This is a genomic window from Brevibacterium ammoniilyticum, from assembly GCF_038429965.1.
Taxonomy (GTDB): domain Bacteria; phylum Actinomycetota; class Actinomycetes; order Actinomycetales; family Brevibacteriaceae; genus Brevibacterium; species Brevibacterium ammoniilyticum.
In genome coordinates this window covers 58792-74079 of record NZ_BAABNP010000003.1, presented here as the reverse complement: position 1 = coordinate 74079, position 15288 = coordinate 58792, and the positions used below count along the sequence as shown (strand labels likewise).

The following is a 15288-nucleotide window of genomic DNA, read 5'->3' as shown; positions in this document are numbered from 1 at the left end:
CCATGACCGGTGAGTGACCCGACCGGGGTCTCAGGTCCCGGACTCCTCCTCGGGTCCCCGGGTGACGTCGGTGGCGCCGAGGTGGGGCGCGGAGATCGTCTGCTTCGACCGCTTCGCCCAGTCGATGAGTCCGAGGATGACCATGACGAGGAAGATGAGGTAGACGGCGCCGGAGAAGACGAGTCCCCCGGAGATCGCCAGCGGGATGCCGACGAGGTCGACGAGGAGCCAGACGAACCAGAATTCGACGATCGCCCGGCCTTGGGCGTACATCGCCACGAGCGAGCCGATGAAGATGTAGGCGTCGGGGTACGGGTTCCACGACCAGCCGCCGACGGTGAGGACGTAGCCGAAGACGGCGGTGCCGATGACGAGGGCCGCGAGCAGGCCCACCCGCTCCTTCCAGGTCGCCCAGCGCACGACGACCTCGCCGGAGGTCTCCTTCGACTTCTTCCACTGGCTCCAGCCCCAGATCGCGGCGACGATGATGACGACCTGCCTCGACGCGTTGCCGCCGAGGCCGGCGGACAGCGAGGCGGAGAAGAGGAGGATCGAGCCGAGGATCTGCACCGGCCAGGAGAGGATGTTCCGGCGCAGGGCGAGGACGACCGTGGCGAGGGCGCAGATGTTGCCGAACAGGTCCGAATAGGGCACGGGTTTGCCGAGCAGTTCGAACGCCGGTGCGTTGAGCCAGCTGAAGATGTCCATTCTCGCCTCGGTTCTCGGGTGTCGTGGGTGTGAGTCAGTGAGCGTGGTCGGCGGCGAGCGTGCGCAGCTGGGCGATCGCCCCGGCTGCGTCCTCGGCCCCGTAGACGGCGGAGCCGGCGACGAGGACGTCGGCTCCGGCCTCGACGACGCGTCCGACCGTCTCGGCGGAGACGCCGCCGTCGACCTGGAGGCGGATCTCGAGGTTGGCCGCGGAGATCGCCTGTCGGGTGCGTGCGATCTTCGGCAGGCACACGTCGAGGAACTTCTGGCCGCCGAAGCCGGGTTCGACGGTCATGATGAGGATCTGGTCGAATTCGCCGAGGAGGTCGATGTACGGCTCGATCGGGGTGGCCGGTTTGAGCGCGAGGCTCGCCCGGGCCCCGAGCCGGCGCAGCTCCCGGGCCAGGCGCACGGGGGCGGCGGCCGCCTCGGCGTGGAAGGTAACCGAAGCACAGCCGATCTCCGCGTAGACGGGGGCGTTCCGGTCGGCGTCGGCGATCATGAGGTGCGCGTCGAGCGGGATGGGGCTGATCGCCTGGATGCGTTCGACGACGGGCGGGCCGAAGGTGAGGTTGGGCACGAAGTGGTTGTCCATGACGTCGATGTGCGCCATGTCGGCCGTCGCGATCTTCGCAAGCTCCCCGCGGAGGTCGGAGAAGTCGGAGGAGAGGATGCTGGGGTTGATCTCGATCATGGGTTCGCCTTCTTCAGCAGGGCAAGGAACATGCCGTCGGTGTCGTGGAGGTGGGGCCAGAGCTGGGCGAAGCGCCCGTGACCGCGGGTCACCGAGGCGAAGCCGTCCGCCTCGGCACCGGTGATCTCGGCGAGGACGGCGGGGGTGTCGAGGACCTCGACGGGTGACTCGCCGTTCTTCTGCCGGGCCCGGAGCACGTCGTCGACGACGAGGACGGTCTCCGCGTAGTGCGGGGAGCACGTCGAGTAGGCGACGACCCCGCCGGGGGCGCACGCCTCAAGCGCCGCGGTGAGGATCTCGCGCTGCAGTCCGGCCAGGGCGTTGACGTCGTCGGGGCGGCGGCGGTAGCGGGCTTCGGGGCGGCGGCGCAGGGCACCGAGTCCCATGCAGGGGACGTCGACGAGGACCTTCGCGAATGGTCCGGTGGCGTCTCTGGCGTCGGCGACGGTGACGTCGACGTTGTCCAGGGCCTGCGTCGAGGTCTCGACGAGGGAGACCCGGTGCTCACTCGAGTCGGAGGCCTCGAGCCTGCGCCCGGCCAGCTCGGCTTCGGCGCCGAGCACCGCGGCCTTCCCGCCGGGTCCGGCGCACAGGTCGGCCCAGGTGCCGTCCGGGGCGTCGACGGCGGCCAGGGCCAGGGCGACGAGGGCGGAGCCTTCGTCCTGGACGCGGGCCCGGCCGTCGGCGATCTCGGGGACGTCACGGGGCACGGCGTCACCTAAGAGGACGCTGACGGGTGAGAGCGGGGCGGGGTCGCCGGGCAGAGTCTCACGGTCGAGGAGTCCGGGCAGTGCGGTCACCGCGACGCGGGCGGGTGTGTTGTCGGCGCCGAGCAGGGCGGTGATCTCCCCGCCGTCGCGGCCGTGGCCTTTGAGCGCCTGGGTGAGCGCGCGGACGACCCATTCGGGGTGGGAGTGTTCGATCGCCTGCCGGCCTGTCTCAGACAGGCCGTCCGTGACCCGTTCGAGCCACGTGTCGCGGTCGGTTTCCGAGATGCGGCGGAGCACTGCGTTGACGAAGCCGGAGGTGCGTGGGGAGACGCGTTTGACGATGCCGACGGTCTCGGACAGCGCGGCGTGGTCGGGTACGCGCATCGAGAGGATCTGGTGGGCGCCCAGGCGCATCGCCGCGAGCGGTTCGGCGTCGATCTTGGATACCGGTCGCCCGGCGGCCGAGGCGATGACGGCGTCGTAGAACTCCTGTCCGCGCAGGGTTCCGTAGGTCAGCTCCGTAGCGAAGGCGGCGTCGGTGCCGCGCAGCTTCGTGCGGGCGAGCTTCGCGGGCAGGAGGAGGTTCGCGTACGCGTCCTTCTCGGCGACGTCGACGAGCACCTCCCACGCGAGTCGCCGGGGCAGATCGGCCATATCAGGCCTCCTTCGTCGGGGTGCTGGTGATGCGAGCCTTGCCGTGGCCGCGCAGGTAGTCGGCGGCGGGCATGCGGCCCTTGCCGAAGGGCTGGATCTCGTTCACGCTCACCCAGCCGTCCCGGCAGCCGAGAACGACTGCCCCGCCGACTCCCGTGAGGAGTCCCGGATCGGGGTGGGTGACGTCTGTCGCCGAGGTGGGGGCGAGGCCGAAGAGCTTCGTGCGCTTGCCGTCGATCTCGACCCAGGGACCGGGGGCGGGGCTGACCCCGCGGGAGCGGGCGACGACCTCGGCGACGTCCCGGGTGAGGTCGAGTCGGGCGTCGTCGGCGGTGATCTTCCCCGCATGGCTGGCCTGGGCGCCGGCGGCGATGAGTTCGTCCTGCGGGGTGAAGTGCGCGGTGCCGGCGGCGAGGTCGTCGAGGGCGGCGACGAGCTCGGGGGCGCCGGCGGCGGCGTACGCGGACAGCGCCGAGGCGGCGTCGGGCTGGTCCAGCGGCAGCGGCAGGGCGCGGACGACGTCGCCGGTGTCCATGCCGGTGTCGATGCGGAAGACGCTCACCCCGCTCGTCTCCTCACCGGCGATGAGCGCCCGTTGGACGGGGGCAGCACCTCGGTGGGCGGGCAGCAGGGAGAAGTGGAGGTTGAACCAGCCGAGGCGGGCGGTGGCGAGTGCGGCCGGCCCCGCGATCGCCCCGTAGGCGACGACGGCGACGGCGTCGACGTCGAGGGCCCGCAGTTCGGCGATGACCTCACCGCGCAGTCGGGCGGCTTCGATGACGGGCAGACCGAGCTCCTCAGCGCGGACCTTGACCGGGGAGGGGGTGAGGACGCGTCTGCGGCCGACGGGGGCGTCGGGGCGGGTGAGCACGGCGCGAACGGTGTGCTCGGAGTCCACGAGCGCGTCGAGGGCGGGGACGGCGACCTCAGGGGTGCCGGCGAAGACGATATCCACGAATGATGATTCTACGTCCTACGCGGCTGGTTGTTCGCGGCGCCCACCTCAACCTCAGGCCGACCTCTTTGACAGTGATCAGAAGTCGAGCGCAGGCAGTGGCGGCGGTTCAGGGAGAAGCACTCTTCGCGGGGAGGGTTTCGTGCACCTGGGGAATGATGATGTCCGCATCGGAGATGATCTGAGCGACTTCTCTGTACGGATCGGTGTTCTTCAAGTCGTCGGTGGCTCGCAGCCCAAGAAGCTTCTTCTCTAGCGATTCGACGACTATGACCGGTGTCTTGCGCTCCCCGCCGACGCACACGGCGCTCATCGAGAGGGACTGCATCGTCAGATTCCGTGATGTCGCCTCATCGAATCCATACTTGCCTTGTTGTGTCTTCAACCACTCGTGGGGGTCTTCCGGCAGATCATTCACCAGCGCCGTACCTTTCGTGCTGTTCCACGCTTCGCCGATGAGTCCTTGACCGACCGGGAAGTACTGGCGTCCGATCTGTCGAAGCCTCTCACTCTTCGACCACCGAGCAACGAGCACGAACTGGTCTTCCCTCTTCACGTAGATCGAAATCCTGCAGCGATCGGGATCCGTGCTTGGGGCTCCCACTGCAAGTGCCCGACGAGCAACATGTGTGAGCATGGCGACCAGAGCAACACGATGCAAGCGCCGTTCTTCTTCGATCGCGCGGACGCCGTTGTTCACTTCGCGCCTCAACGATTCGACTTCAGTCTCCAATTCAGCGTGCTTCTCGCGCAGAGTCACATACGACGGCTTCAGATACACGAGCGCGACGATACCGATGACAACGAATAACAGCCCCAGCGCAAACAGGATCCAAGCGACTATCGGTAGGAAAGCCATGTAGATCGATGCCGCCGCGAGGATGGCCGAACCAATGAGCGGCATCACTGTGCTTGCGTGGCCGGTGATGAACTGCGCGAACTTCTCAGCAACGCGTTCGAACTTGTTGTTCACGATGGTGGCGCCTAGGCGTACGCGTACTGAGAGAACCCCTGCGTCAGATGCATCAGGCCGGGACTGTTATCGGAGTCCCAGGTGAACTGGCCGGTGTGCACCAGAGCCCGGTGGATGAGGTCATCGACATCGTCTTCAACCTCCCGAGCCGATTCGGTCGGCACTTGGAGTTCGACATCGACGACGATCTTCCGCGACATCTGCGAAGCCGCCACCTCGAAGTGCTCCAACCGAGAGGACCCATCGGATTGGACGGCTTCGAAGCCCTGGTGAACGACTTTTACGACCTCGTCCATTGGTGCTGTGCCGCTGACGTCAAAGAGGATACTAGCGCGTACGCGATCAAACATCTTCGATCCCTCCCCCCACAGAGTTCTGATTACACTCTAGCGCGCAGTCCTAGATATACCCTGCACATCTGACGCGAGCCGTTGGGACACCAGTTCGCCTCAGGAGAAGCCCGCCGAACTTAGGGTCGATGTGCCCTTCGCAAAGCGACAATCTGTCGGGGCAACGGCGAGCGGACCAGGTCGATTGTCTGTTTCGCCGCTCGGCTCACAGGGACCGGGGGTCGTCGATGCGCACGCGCACCTGGGGAAGCTTCTTCGCCGAGCGGGCAGAGGTGATCTCGGCCAGCCGGGTGCCGATGTGGGGGCCTGCGGCGATCGGGTAGGCGGCGACGACCTTCTGCCCGGCCTCGTCCTCGTCCCGGGTGAGCTCCTCGAGTTCGGGGACCTCGCCGAGCACCGCGTCGATGTCGGTTCCCGTACCCGTGAGTTCGACGATGCGCCGGTATGGCGGGAACCCGAGCTCGCGCCGGTCGTGGAGCGCCCTGGCCATCGTCACAGCCGGGTCGAAGGTCGTCAGGGCCCCGCGGATGACCTCGTCGGAATCGCCGAGGTAGACGACTCCCCCGTCGGTGCGCGCGCGCACGAGCGAGGCCGCCCGCATTCGGCGCCGCACCCCTTCGTCGCTTGCGCGCATCCACGGTCCCGGCCACAGGGAGTCGAGGAGGATCCCGGCCGCGTACCCGCCGATCGCGTAGGGTTCGGCGCCGGTGGTGGCGACGATGACGCGGGGGGTGAAGTCGACGGCGATGGGGATGTTCTCTCCCCCGGATTCGACGATCTCCACCCCGGGCAGCGCCTTGGACAGCTCCTCGACGGTGCGGGTGCGCCCGCGCACGATCGAGCGCACCTGGTGGGAGCGGCAGCGGCTGCACGTGAATGTCTCAGAGTGGTAGCCGCAGGTCCGGCACGCGAAGGGACCGACCTCGGACTGGGTCGAGAGCGGGGATTCGCACACGGGACAGCGCGCCGTCTCCTGGCAGCGGGCGCATGCGAAGACCGGGTAGTAGCCGGCCCGGGGCACCTGGACGAGCACGGGACCGGCGGCCTCGTCCCCGCGCGGGTGGAGCGCCTCACGCATGATCTCCCAGGCCCTGCTGGGGATCCGCTGCCACGCGTACGGGTCGCGGTCCTCGTCGGGGACGACGACGCGCGGCGAGGCGGCTCGACGGTCGGTCGCCGAGGGACTGATGTCGGTCAGCCAGCCGATCTCGACGAGGCGTTCGACCTCGGCGCTGCGGTCGGTCGAGACGAAGAGGAGGCCCGTGTCCTCGAGGTTGGACCGGAGCAGGCAGACCTCACGGGCGTGCGGGTATGGGGCGTGCTGGTCGAGGTAGTTCTGGTTCGCGTCGTCGGTGCAGATGATGACACCGAGGTCGGCAAGCGGGGCGAAGGCGGCGGCCCGGGTGCCGATGAGCAGGCGGGTGCGCCCGAGCAGACCTCTCAGCCACGCCGTCCACCGCTGTTCGGGTGACTGGTCGGCGTGGAGTGCCGTGTACTCATCGATGGTCCCCCGGGCGACCTCGGCGTCGAGGGCGGCGGAGAGCACGGCGATCTCCCGGTGATCGGGGACGAGCCAGAGCACCGAGGAGCCGGCCGAGAGGGCCGCTCGAGCTGCGACGAGTCCCGCGGTGATCCAGCCGAGGCCCGGCAGACGACCAGGGGTGACCGTGAGTGCGAGCCGGGCGCTCGTGGCGCCCGCGGCGTCGGCGAGAGCCGACGGAAGCGGAGGCGCGCTGCCGTCGGCGACCCAGGTGCCCAGTGCTGTGAGGACCGGCGTCGTGTCCTCGTCAGTCTCGACGTCGGACTCGGAATTGGAATCTGACTCGGAATCGGCCTCGGTCGTGGCCTGTTCCGGGGGCGACTGCCGCGTCGCGGGCCGAGCGCTCACCTCGGCGAGGACAGCCTTCTCCGCACGGGCATGCCGGGGCGGGATCGCGAGGCGGAGGACGTCGGGCAGCGTCCCGGCGTACCGGGTGGCCACGGCCTCGCAGAGTTCGACGAGTAAGGGGGTGAGCACCGGCAGCGGCGAGGTGATCCGTTCGATGACGGCGAGCGGACCGACATGGTCGCTGAACTCGGTCCGTTCGAGGATGTACCCGTCGCGCAGCCGGCCGGCGAACTTCACCCGCACCCGCACCCCGGGCTGGGCCGCCTCGGCGAGCGTGAGCGGCACCGCATAGTCGAAGGCCCGGGCCAGATGCGGGACGGGATGGTCGACGAGCACCCGGGCGACGGGATCGGTCTCCGCGACGGGAACCTGACCGTGCGCGGTGGTGGCGGCGGGGAAGAGCGGTTCGTCCACGAACTCAGTTCGCGGACACGGCACGGAGCAGGTCGGCGGCGCGGTCCGTGCGCTCCCACGTGAAGTCGGGCAGCTCCCGGCCGAAGTGGCCGTAGGTCGCCGTCGGCGAGTAGATCGGGCGGAGCAGGTCGAGCTCTTTGATGATCATCGCGGGGCGGAGGTCGAAGACCTCGCGGATCGCCCGGGTGATCGCGGCCGGATCGACCTTCTCGGTGCCGAAGGTCTCGACGTAGAGGCCCATAGGATCGACGCGGCCGATCGCATAGGAGACCTGGACCTCGGCACGGTCGGCGAGGCCGGCGGCGACGATGTTCTTCGCCACCCACCGCATCGCATACGCCGCGGACCGGTCGACCTTCGAAGGATCCTTGCCGGAGAACGCCCCGCCCCCGTGGCGGGAGAAGCCGCCGTAGGTGTCGACGATGATCTTCCGCCCGGTCAGCCCTGCATCGCCCATCGGTCCGCCCGTGACGAAGGGGCCTGCGGGGTTGATGAAGACATTCTCGTTCGACCGGTCGAGACCCGAGGCGTCGGCGATCGGATCGACGACGAGGGTCCGGATATCGGCCTCGAGCTGTTCCTGGTCGATGCCGGCGGCGTGCTGGGTGGAGACGACGATGTTCTCGATCGCCACGGCCCGGTCACCGTCGTAGCCGATCGTCAGCTGGGTCTTTCCGTCGGGGCGGAGGTAGTCGAGCGCCCCGGACTTGCGGACCTCGCTGAGCTTCTCGGCCATGCGGGAGGCGAGGTGGATGGGCAGCGGCATGAGGACGTCGGTGGCGTTGTCGGCGTAGCCGAACATCAGCCCCTGGTCGCCGGCGCCGAGCGAGGAGCCGTGATCGGTCTCGATGGCCTCACGGAAGTCGAGCGGGTTCGTCACGCCTGAGTGGATGTCCGTGGACTGGCTGCCGATCGAGACGGAGACTCCGCACGAATGGCCGTCGAAGCCCTTCTCCGAGGAGTCGTAGCCGATGCCGGTGATGAGGCTGCGCACAATGCCTGCGACGTCGGCGTACGCGTCGGTGTTGACCTCGCCGGCGACGTGGACGAGACCGGTCGTCACCATCGTCTCGACGGCGACCTTCGCGTCGGGATCCTTGCTCAGGAGGTCGTCGAGGACGGCGTCGCTGATCTGATCGCAGATCTTGTCAGGGTGGCCTTCGGTGACGGATTCGGAGGAGAAGTAGCGCAGTTCGGATGTACTCACGGCGTCGATTCTACTGGTGGGAGGCGGTCGGCGATGACGGAGACGACCTTTTGCGCAACATCGTCCTTGCTGCCGGAGAACTCCCCCACCTCGACGACCTCGGTGCCGTCGGCGGCGAGCACGATCACCTCGGTGACGTCGTGGCCGAAGGCCCGATTCCCCGAGACGTCGTTGAAGACGAGGAGGTCGGCTCCCTTGCGGCGGAACTTCGCGACCGCGTAGTCATGGGCCGGGTGGTCGGCGTCACCGGTCTCCGCGGCGAAGCCGACGATGAACTGGCCGGGGATCCGGTCAGCCACGAGGCCGGCGAGGATGTCGGGGTTCTGGACGAGTTCGAGGCTCATCCCCTCGTCTCCGGCCTTCTTCAGCTTCGCCCCGTGGACTTCGGCAGGACGGTAGTCGGCGACGGCGGCGGCCATGACGATGACATCGGCGTTCGGCTGTGCGGCCTGCATCGCGGACTGGAGGTCGAGGGTCGATTCGACGGGGGTGACGGCGATCGATGAGGGCAGCGCCGCGAGGAGACCGGAGTCGACGTTCGCGGCGACGAGTTCGACCTCGGCGCCTGCCTGCGCTGCTGCCTGGGCCAGGGCGATGCCCTGTTTGCCGGAGGAGCGGTTGCCGAGGAACCGCACGGGGTCGAGTGCCTCCCGGGTGCCGCCTGCGCTGACGACGACGCGACGACCGGCGAGGGCACCCGACGCGCCGGCAGGCTCGGCGGCGGAGAGGGCGAAGGCGACGATGTCCTCGGGTTCGGGCAGCCGTCCGGGGCCGGAGTCGGGGCCGGTGAGGCGGCCGACGGCGGGTTCGAGGATGTGGATGCCGCGCGAGCGCAGGGTCGCGATGTTCGCGACCGTGGCCGGGTTGTGCCACATCTCCGTGTGCATGGCCGGGGCGAGGACGACCGGGGCCGTGGTCGTGAGCACGGTGGCCGTGAGCAGATCGTCGGCGAGTCCCGCGGTGATCTTCGCGAGCGTGTTCGCCGTCGCCGGGGCGACGATGACGAGTTCGGCCTCCTGGCCGATGCGGACGTGGTTGACCTTGTCGACCTCGTCGAACACGTCGGTGCTCACCGGCTGCCCTGACAGGGCTTCGAAGGTGGGCGCGCCGACGAACTTCAGGGCGTTGGGGGTGGGCACGACCGTGACGGTGTGCCCGGCCTCTCGGAGACGCCGGATGACATGGGCCGCCTTGTAGGCGGCGATTCCGCCGGCGACTCCGAGGACGACTCTCACTGGTCGCTGAAGTCGATCGCGCCGTCGGTGCTCACGCTCGTCTCGGCGGACTCCTCGGCCGCGAGGGGGGCGAAGTCGGTCTCGGAGACCTCGCGGGAGACGATCTTGCCCTCGTTGACCTCGCGCAGCGCGATCGACAGGGGCTTCTCGTGGGGGCCGGGGGTCACGAGGGGACCGACGTTCTCGAGCAGACCCTCCTGCAGCTGGGCGTAGTAGGAGTTGATCTGACGCGCACGCTGAGCCGCGATGGAGACGAGTTCGTACTTCGAGCCGGTGACGGAGAGCAGTTCGTCGATCGGCGGATTGGTGATGCCTTCAGGCTGTGCAGGCAAGGGGTGTCCCATCTAATCGAGTGTGGATATACCCATCAATTGTATGAGTTCTTCGGCCGCAGTGCGAACGCTGTCGTTGACGATCGTGACGTCGAACTCGGATTCGGCGGCGAGTTCGGCCCGCGCGGTGGTCAGCCGCCGTTCCTGCTCCTCAGCGGACTCTGTGCCGCGGCCGGTGAGCCGGCAGACGAGTTCGTCCCAGCTGGGCGGGGCGAGGAAGACGAAGAGCGCGTCGGGCATCTTCGCCTTGACCTGCCTGGCCCCCTGCAGGTCGATCTCGAGCAGGGAGGGCACGCCCTCGGTCAGCCGGCGGCGGACGGGCTCGGCGGGGGTGCCGTAGCGGTGGCGGCCGTGGACGACGGCGTATTCGAGCATCTCGTCGCGCGCGATGAGACCGTCGAACTCGTCGTCGGAGACGAAGTGGTAGTGGACGCCGTCGATCTCACCGGGGCGGCGGGGCCGCGTGGTCGCGGACACCGAGAACCAGATCTCGGGGTGATGCGCTCTGATGTAGCTGCTGATGGTGCCTTTTCCGACCGCTGTGGGTCCCGCGAGAACGGTGAGTCGTGTGTTCACGGATCTAAAGCTGTCACATTCAGGAGTATTTCTCCAACAGGGCGGTGCGCTGGTGCACACCGAGGCCCTTGATCCGGCGTGAGGTCGCGATGCCGACTTCCTCCATCGCCGCCTCGGCGCGCCTGTCGCCGACGCCGGGCAGGGAGCGCAGCAGGTCGAGCACGCGCATCTTCGCGAGCGCTTCGTCCTTCCCCGCCTTCTTGAGCACCGCTGCGAGATCCGTCTCACCGCTCTTGAGCGCCGCCTTCACCTCGGCACGCACCTGTCGGGCCTTGAATGCCTTGTCAAGGGCTGCCGAACGCTGTTGCGGGGTCAATGGTTCGAGTGCCACATTATCTCCTCTGTCACCATGAACGGGCAGGTAGGGAAGTTGCTTCAGTCTAAAACACAAACCCGCACAACCGACACAGGGCGAGGAAGAAAACTCATCCGAGCCCGATCCGAGACCCGGTGAGGAGACTCACATGCGCAGGGCGGCGTTGAGCGTCCGTGCCGCCTCGGCGAGCCCCTCCGGTCCGGCCCCGAGCACGGCCCGGGAGACGGCGACGACGACCTGGCTGCGACTGAGCGCAGCGGGACCGAACACCTCGAGCAGCTCCGCACGGCCCGCGCCCTGCGCGCCGACCCCCGGGGTGAGGATGGGTCCCCCGCAGTCGCTGGGGTCGAAGCCCAGGTCGGCTGCGGCGGAGCCGATCGTCGCCCCGACGACGAGGCCGAAGGGGCCGAGCCCCTCTCCCCCGGTGAGCTCCGCGTTGCGGGCGGCCACCGCGGCGGCCACGGAGCCGGCCACGGAGTCGCCGAAGCCCTCGACGTTCCGGCCTGTGCGGGCGTGCTGGATCTCGGCGCCCTCCGGGTTCGAGGTGAGCGCGAGGACGAAGAGCCCCCGGTCGTTCTCGGCGGCGAGGTCGAAGGCCGCCCCCAGGGCACCGACGCCGAGGTAGGGCGAGACTGTGATGGCATCGGCCGACAGCGGCGAGCCGGGGGTGAGATGGGCCTGCGCATAGCCGGCCATCGTCGAGCCGATGTCCCCGCGTTTGACGTCGAGGATGGTGAGCAGTCCCTGCTCCCGGCACGCGGCGAGCGTCTCCTCGAGGGCGGCGACCCCGGCCGAGCCGAAGCGTTCGAAGAACGCCGACTGCGGTTTGACCGCGGCCACGGAGCCGGCGAGCTCCGCGACCGTGCGCAGTCCGAATTCGCGGGCACCTGCTGCCGTGCGCGGCAGGCCCCACGCTTCGAGGAGGTGGTCGTGGGGATCGATGCCCACGCACACGGGTCCGTGGGCGGCCATCGCCTCGCGCAGCCGGGCCGAGAACATCATGCGCTCCAGTCCTGCAGGCTGCGCACTCCGAAGGTCTTCTCCCGCACCGCGTGCAGTGAGGTCACGGCGGCCGCGAACTCCGCGATCGTCGTGATCAGCGGCACCGAGTTCGCCGTGGCCGCGGCCCGGATCTCGTAGCCGTCAGCGCGCTCCTGGCGGCCGGCGGGGACGTTGATGACCATGTCGATCGTTCCGGCGGCGAGGTAGTCGAGGACCGTGCGGTCCTCGGCGTCGGCCTCGAAGTGCTTGTGCACCTGCGAGGTCGCGATGCCGTAGCGGGAGAGGACGGCGGCCGTGCCGGTGGTGGCGACGACGTCGAAGCCCATGTCGACGAGCTCCTTGACCGGCAGCACCATCGCGCGCTTGTCGCGGTCGGCGACGGAGACGAAGACCGTGCCCGAGGTCGGCAGCTTGATCGACGCACCGAGCTGGCCCTTGGCGAACGCGGTCGGGAAGTCATGGTCGATGCCCATGACCTCACCGGTCGACCGCATCTCCGGTCCGAGCACCGAGTCGACGACCTTGCCCTCGACGGTGCGGAAGCGGCGGAACGGCAGCACGGCCTCCTTGACCGCGATCGGGTGGTCGATCGGCAGGGTCGAGCCGTCACCGGTCTCCGGCAGCAGGTTCCCGCGGAGGTCGGCGATCGTCGAGCCGACGGCGATGAGGGCCGCGGCCTTCGCCAACTGCGTCGACGTCGCCTTCGAGACGAACGGCACGGTGCGCGAGGCGCGCGGGTTGGCCTCGATGACGTAGAGGACGTCGGCGGTGATCGCGAACTGGATGTTGAGCAGTCCGCGCACGCTCACGCCTTCGGCGATCGCGCGGGTCGCCTGCCGCACCCGGTCGAGGACGTCCTCGCCGAGGGTGAGGGAGGGCAGCACGCACGCGGAGTCGCCGGAGTGGATGCCCGCCTCCTCGATGTGCTCCATGATCCCGCCGATGAAGATGTCCTCACCGTCGTAGAGGGCGTCGACGTCGATCTCGATGGCGTCCTCGAGGAACCGGTCGACGAGGACCGGACGGTCGACGGAGATCTCCGTCGCGCTGGCCATGTAGTCGAGCAGCTGCGTGCGGTCGTAGACGATCTGCATGCCGCGCCCGCCGAGGACGTAGGAGGGGCGCACGAGGACCGGGTAGCCGATCTCGTCGGCGATCGCCGCGGCCTCGGCGGCGGTCACCGCGGTGCCGTGCTTGGGCGCGGTCAGTCCCGCCCGGGAGAGGACGGCGCCGAATTCGCCGCGGTCCTCGGCGAGGTCGATGGCCTCGGGCTGGGTGCCGAGCACCGGGACGCCGGCGGCCTTGAGCCGGTCGGCCAGTCCCAGCGGGGTCTGTCCGCCGAGGGTGCACACGACGCCGAGGACGGGTCCGGCGGCGAGCTCGGCGTGGTAGACCTCCATGACGTCTTCGAAGGTGAGCGGTTCGAAGTAGAGGCGGTCGGCGGTGTCGTAGTCCGTCGAGACGGTCTCCGGGTTGCAGTTGACCATGACGGTCTCGTAGCCGGCTTCGCCGATCGCCATCGTCGCATGCACGCACGAGTAGTCGAATTCGATGCCCTGACCGATCCGGTTCGGACCCGAACCGAGGATGAGCACGGCCGGGCGCTGCCGGGGTTCGACCTCCGTCTCGGAGTCGTAGCTCGAGTAGTGGTACGGGGTGTGGGCTTCGAACTCGCCCGCGCACGTGTCGACGGTCTTGAACACGGGCCGGATGCGCAGGGCGTGACGGACGCCGGTGACGACGTCGGTGCTCAGGCTGCGCAGACCGGCGATCTGCTCGTCGGAGAATCCGTGGTTCTTCGCGACCCGGATGACCTCGCCGTCGAGCTCCTCGGCGTCGGCGACGAAGGCGGCGACCTCGTTGATGAGCTCGATCTGGTCGAGGAACCACGGGTCGATGCCGCTGGCCGCGTGGACCTCGGCGTTCGTCAGGCCCGCGGCGAGTCCGCGCTGGACGGCGTGGATGCGGTCGGCGGTGGGGTGGCCGATCGTCTCGAGCAGGGCCTCGCGCACCTCGTCGTCGGCGATGTCGGGCAGGTCGGCCCACGAGAACGAGGAGCCCTTCTGCTCCATCGAGCGCATCGCCTTCTGCAGGGCGGTGGTGAAGTTCCGGCCCAGCGCCATGACCTCGCCCACGGACTTCATGGTCGTCGTCAGGGTGGGGTCGGCGGCGGGGAACTTCTCGAAGGTGAAGCGCGGGATCTTGACGACGACGTAGTCGAGCGTCGGTTCGAAGCTCGCAGGCGTGACCTTCGTGATGTCGTTGGGGATCTCGTCGAGTGAGTAGCCGACGGCGAGCTTCGCGGCCATCTTCGCGATCGGGAACCCGGTGGCCTTCGAGGCCAGCGCCGAGGACCGGGAGACGCGCGGGTTCATCTCGATGACGACGATGCGTCCTGTCGCGGGGTCGACGGCGAACTGGATGTTGCAGCCGCCGGTGTCGACGCCGACGGCGCGGATGACGTCGATGCCGATGTCGCGCATCGTCTGGTATTCGCGGTCGGTGAGGGTCAGCGACGGGGCGACGGTGATCGAGTCGCCGGTGTGGACGCCGACGGGGTCGACGTTCTCGATCGAGCACACGACGACGACATTGTCCTTGTGGTCGCGCATGAGCTCGAGCTCGTACTCCTTCCAGCCGAGGATCGACTCCTCGAGGAGGACCTCGGTGGTCAGCGAATCGGACAGGCCGGCGCCGGCGATGCGGCGCAGGTCGGTCTCGTCGTAGGCCATGCCCGAGCCGAGGCCGCCCATCGTGAAGGAGGGGCGCACGACCAGCGGGTAGCCGAGCTCCTCGGCCCCGGCGATCGCCTCGTCGAGGGTGTGGCAGATGACGGAGCGGGCCACCTCGGCGCCGCAGTCCTCGACGATCTGCTTGAACTTCTGGCGGTCCTCCCCGCGCTGGATCGCGTCGACGTCGGCGCCGATGAGCTCGACGCCGTACTTCTCCAGGGTGCCCGCCTCGTGGAGGGCGATCGCGGCGTTGAGCGCGGTCTGTCCGCCGAGGGTCGGCAGGATCGCGTCGGGGCGTTCCTTGGCGATGATCGACTCGATGATGTCGGGGTCGATCGGTTCGACGTAGGTGGCGTCGGCGACGTCGGGGTCGGTCATGATCGTCGCGGGGTTGGAGTTGATGAGGATGACGCGCAGGCCTTCGGCGCGCAGCACGCGGCACGCCTGGGTGCCGGAGTAGTCGAACTCGCAGGCCTGTCCGATGACGATGGGACCGGAGCCGATGACGAGGACTGACTGCAGATCGTTTCTCAATGGCATGG

At 68.8% G+C, this 15288-nt stretch carries 14 protein-coding genes; all 14 read right to left on the bottom strand.

Annotated features, from left to right (window positions below; translation table 11 throughout):
- Positions 1–30: 30 nt before the first annotated feature.
- Positions 31–708 carry a nicotinamide riboside transporter PnuC gene (gene pnuC, locus AAHA49_RS04150; protein ID WP_342037301.1) on the bottom strand — a complete coding sequence of 226 codons (678 nt, stop codon included), beginning with the start codon at positions 706–708 and terminating at the stop codon, positions 31–33.
- Positions 709–742: 34 nt separating this feature from the next.
- Positions 743–1402 carry a ribulose-phosphate 3-epimerase gene (rpe, locus tag AAHA49_RS04145; protein WP_342037300.1) on the bottom strand — a complete coding sequence of 220 codons (660 nt, stop codon included), beginning with the start codon at positions 1400–1402 and terminating at the stop codon, positions 743–745.
- Positions 1399–2766: an RsmB/NOP family class I SAM-dependent RNA methyltransferase gene (locus AAHA49_RS04140; RefSeq protein WP_342037299.1), complete on the bottom strand. Its 1368-nt coding sequence runs from the start codon at positions 2764–2766 to the stop codon at positions 1399–1401. Before AAHA49_RS04140 ends, rpe begins: the two co-directional genes overlap by 4 nt.
- A 1-nt stretch (position 2767) precedes the next feature.
- On the bottom strand, positions 2768–3721 hold the full coding sequence (locus AAHA49_RS04135; protein WP_342037298.1) for a methionyl-tRNA formyltransferase: 954 nt from the start codon (positions 3719–3721) through the stop codon (positions 2768–2770).
- 109 nt (positions 3722–3830) lie between these two features.
- Positions 3831–4694: a hypothetical protein gene (locus tag AAHA49_RS04130; RefSeq protein WP_339392726.1), complete on the bottom strand. Its 864-nt coding sequence runs from the start codon at positions 4692–4694 to the stop codon at positions 3831–3833.
- An 11-nt stretch (positions 4695–4705) separates the two neighbouring features.
- Complete coding sequence (locus AAHA49_RS04125) at positions 4706–4990, bottom strand: hypothetical protein (protein WP_339392727.1); 285 nt, start codon at positions 4988–4990, stop codon at positions 4706–4708.
- Between the two features lie 259 nt (positions 4991–5249).
- Positions 5250–7346: a primosomal protein N' family DNA-binding protein gene (locus AAHA49_RS04120; RefSeq protein ID WP_342037297.1), complete on the bottom strand. Its 2097-nt coding sequence runs from the start codon at positions 7344–7346 to the stop codon at positions 5250–5252.
- Positions 7347–7350: 4 nt separating this feature from the next.
- Positions 7351–8553 (bottom strand): methionine adenosyltransferase, encoded by a 1203-nt coding sequence (gene metK, locus AAHA49_RS04115; RefSeq protein ID WP_342037296.1) that lies wholly within the window; start codon positions 8551–8553, stop codon positions 7351–7353.
- On the bottom strand, positions 8550–9788 hold the full coding sequence (coaBC, locus tag AAHA49_RS04110) for a bifunctional phosphopantothenoylcysteine decarboxylase/phosphopantothenate--cysteine ligase CoaBC (RefSeq protein ID WP_342037295.1): 1239 nt from the start codon (positions 9786–9788) through the stop codon (positions 8550–8552). Before coaBC ends, metK begins: the two co-directional genes overlap by 4 nt.
- On the bottom strand, positions 9785–10132 hold the full coding sequence (rpoZ, locus tag AAHA49_RS04105) for a DNA-directed RNA polymerase subunit omega (RefSeq protein WP_339392731.1): 348 nt from the start codon (positions 10130–10132) through the stop codon (positions 9785–9787). Before rpoZ ends, coaBC begins: the two co-directional genes overlap by 4 nt.
- Positions 10133–10696: a guanylate kinase gene (gene gmk / locus AAHA49_RS04100; RefSeq protein WP_339392732.1), complete on the bottom strand. Its 564-nt coding sequence runs from the start codon at positions 10694–10696 to the stop codon at positions 10133–10135.
- A 19-nt stretch (positions 10697–10715) separates the two neighbouring features.
- On the bottom strand, positions 10716–11027 hold the full coding sequence (gene mihF, locus AAHA49_RS04095; RefSeq protein WP_339392733.1) for an integration host factor, actinobacterial type: 312 nt from the start codon (positions 11025–11027) through the stop codon (positions 10716–10718).
- Between the two features lie 129 nt (positions 11028–11156).
- Positions 11157–12014, bottom strand: coding sequence for an orotidine-5'-phosphate decarboxylase (gene pyrF / locus AAHA49_RS04090; RefSeq protein ID WP_342037294.1), 858 nt, complete (start codon positions 12012–12014; stop codon positions 11157–11159).
- Positions 12011–15286, bottom strand: coding sequence for a carbamoyl-phosphate synthase large subunit (gene carB / locus AAHA49_RS04085; protein WP_342037293.1), 3276 nt, complete (start codon positions 15284–15286; stop codon positions 12011–12013). The genes pyrF and carB overlap by 4 nt, the downstream gene beginning before the upstream one ends.
- Between the last annotated feature and the right edge of the window lie 2 nt (positions 15287–15288).

What these genes read in the sequence shown, in the direction of transcription:
- pyrF (WP_342037294.1), bottom strand. Translation starts at nt 12,014, where the DNA reads ATGATGTTCTCGGCCCGGCTGCGCGAGGCGATGGCCGCCCACGGACCC.
- carB (WP_342037293.1), bottom strand. Translation starts at nt 15,286, where the DNA reads ATGCCATTGAGAAACGATCTGCAGTCAGTCCTCGTCATCGGCTCCGGT.
- rpoZ (WP_339392731.1), bottom strand. Translation starts at nt 10,132, where the DNA reads ATGGGACACCCCTTGCCTGCACAGCCTGAAGGCATCACCAATCCGCCG.
- rpe (WP_342037300.1), bottom strand. Translation starts at nt 1,402, where the DNA reads ATGATCGAGATCAACCCCAGCATCCTCTCCTCCGACTTCTCCGACCTC.
- AAHA49_RS04125 (WP_339392727.1), bottom strand. Translation starts at nt 4,990, where the DNA reads ATGGACGAGGTCGTAAAAGTCGTTCACCAGGGCTTCGAAGCCGTCCAA.
- pnuC (WP_342037301.1), bottom strand. Translation starts at nt 708, where the DNA reads ATGGACATCTTCAGCTGGCTCAACGCACCGGCGTTCGAACTGCTCGGC.
- AAHA49_RS04140 (WP_342037299.1), bottom strand. Translation starts at nt 2,766, where the DNA reads ATGGCCGATCTGCCCCGGCGACTCGCGTGGGAGGTGCTCGTCGACGTC.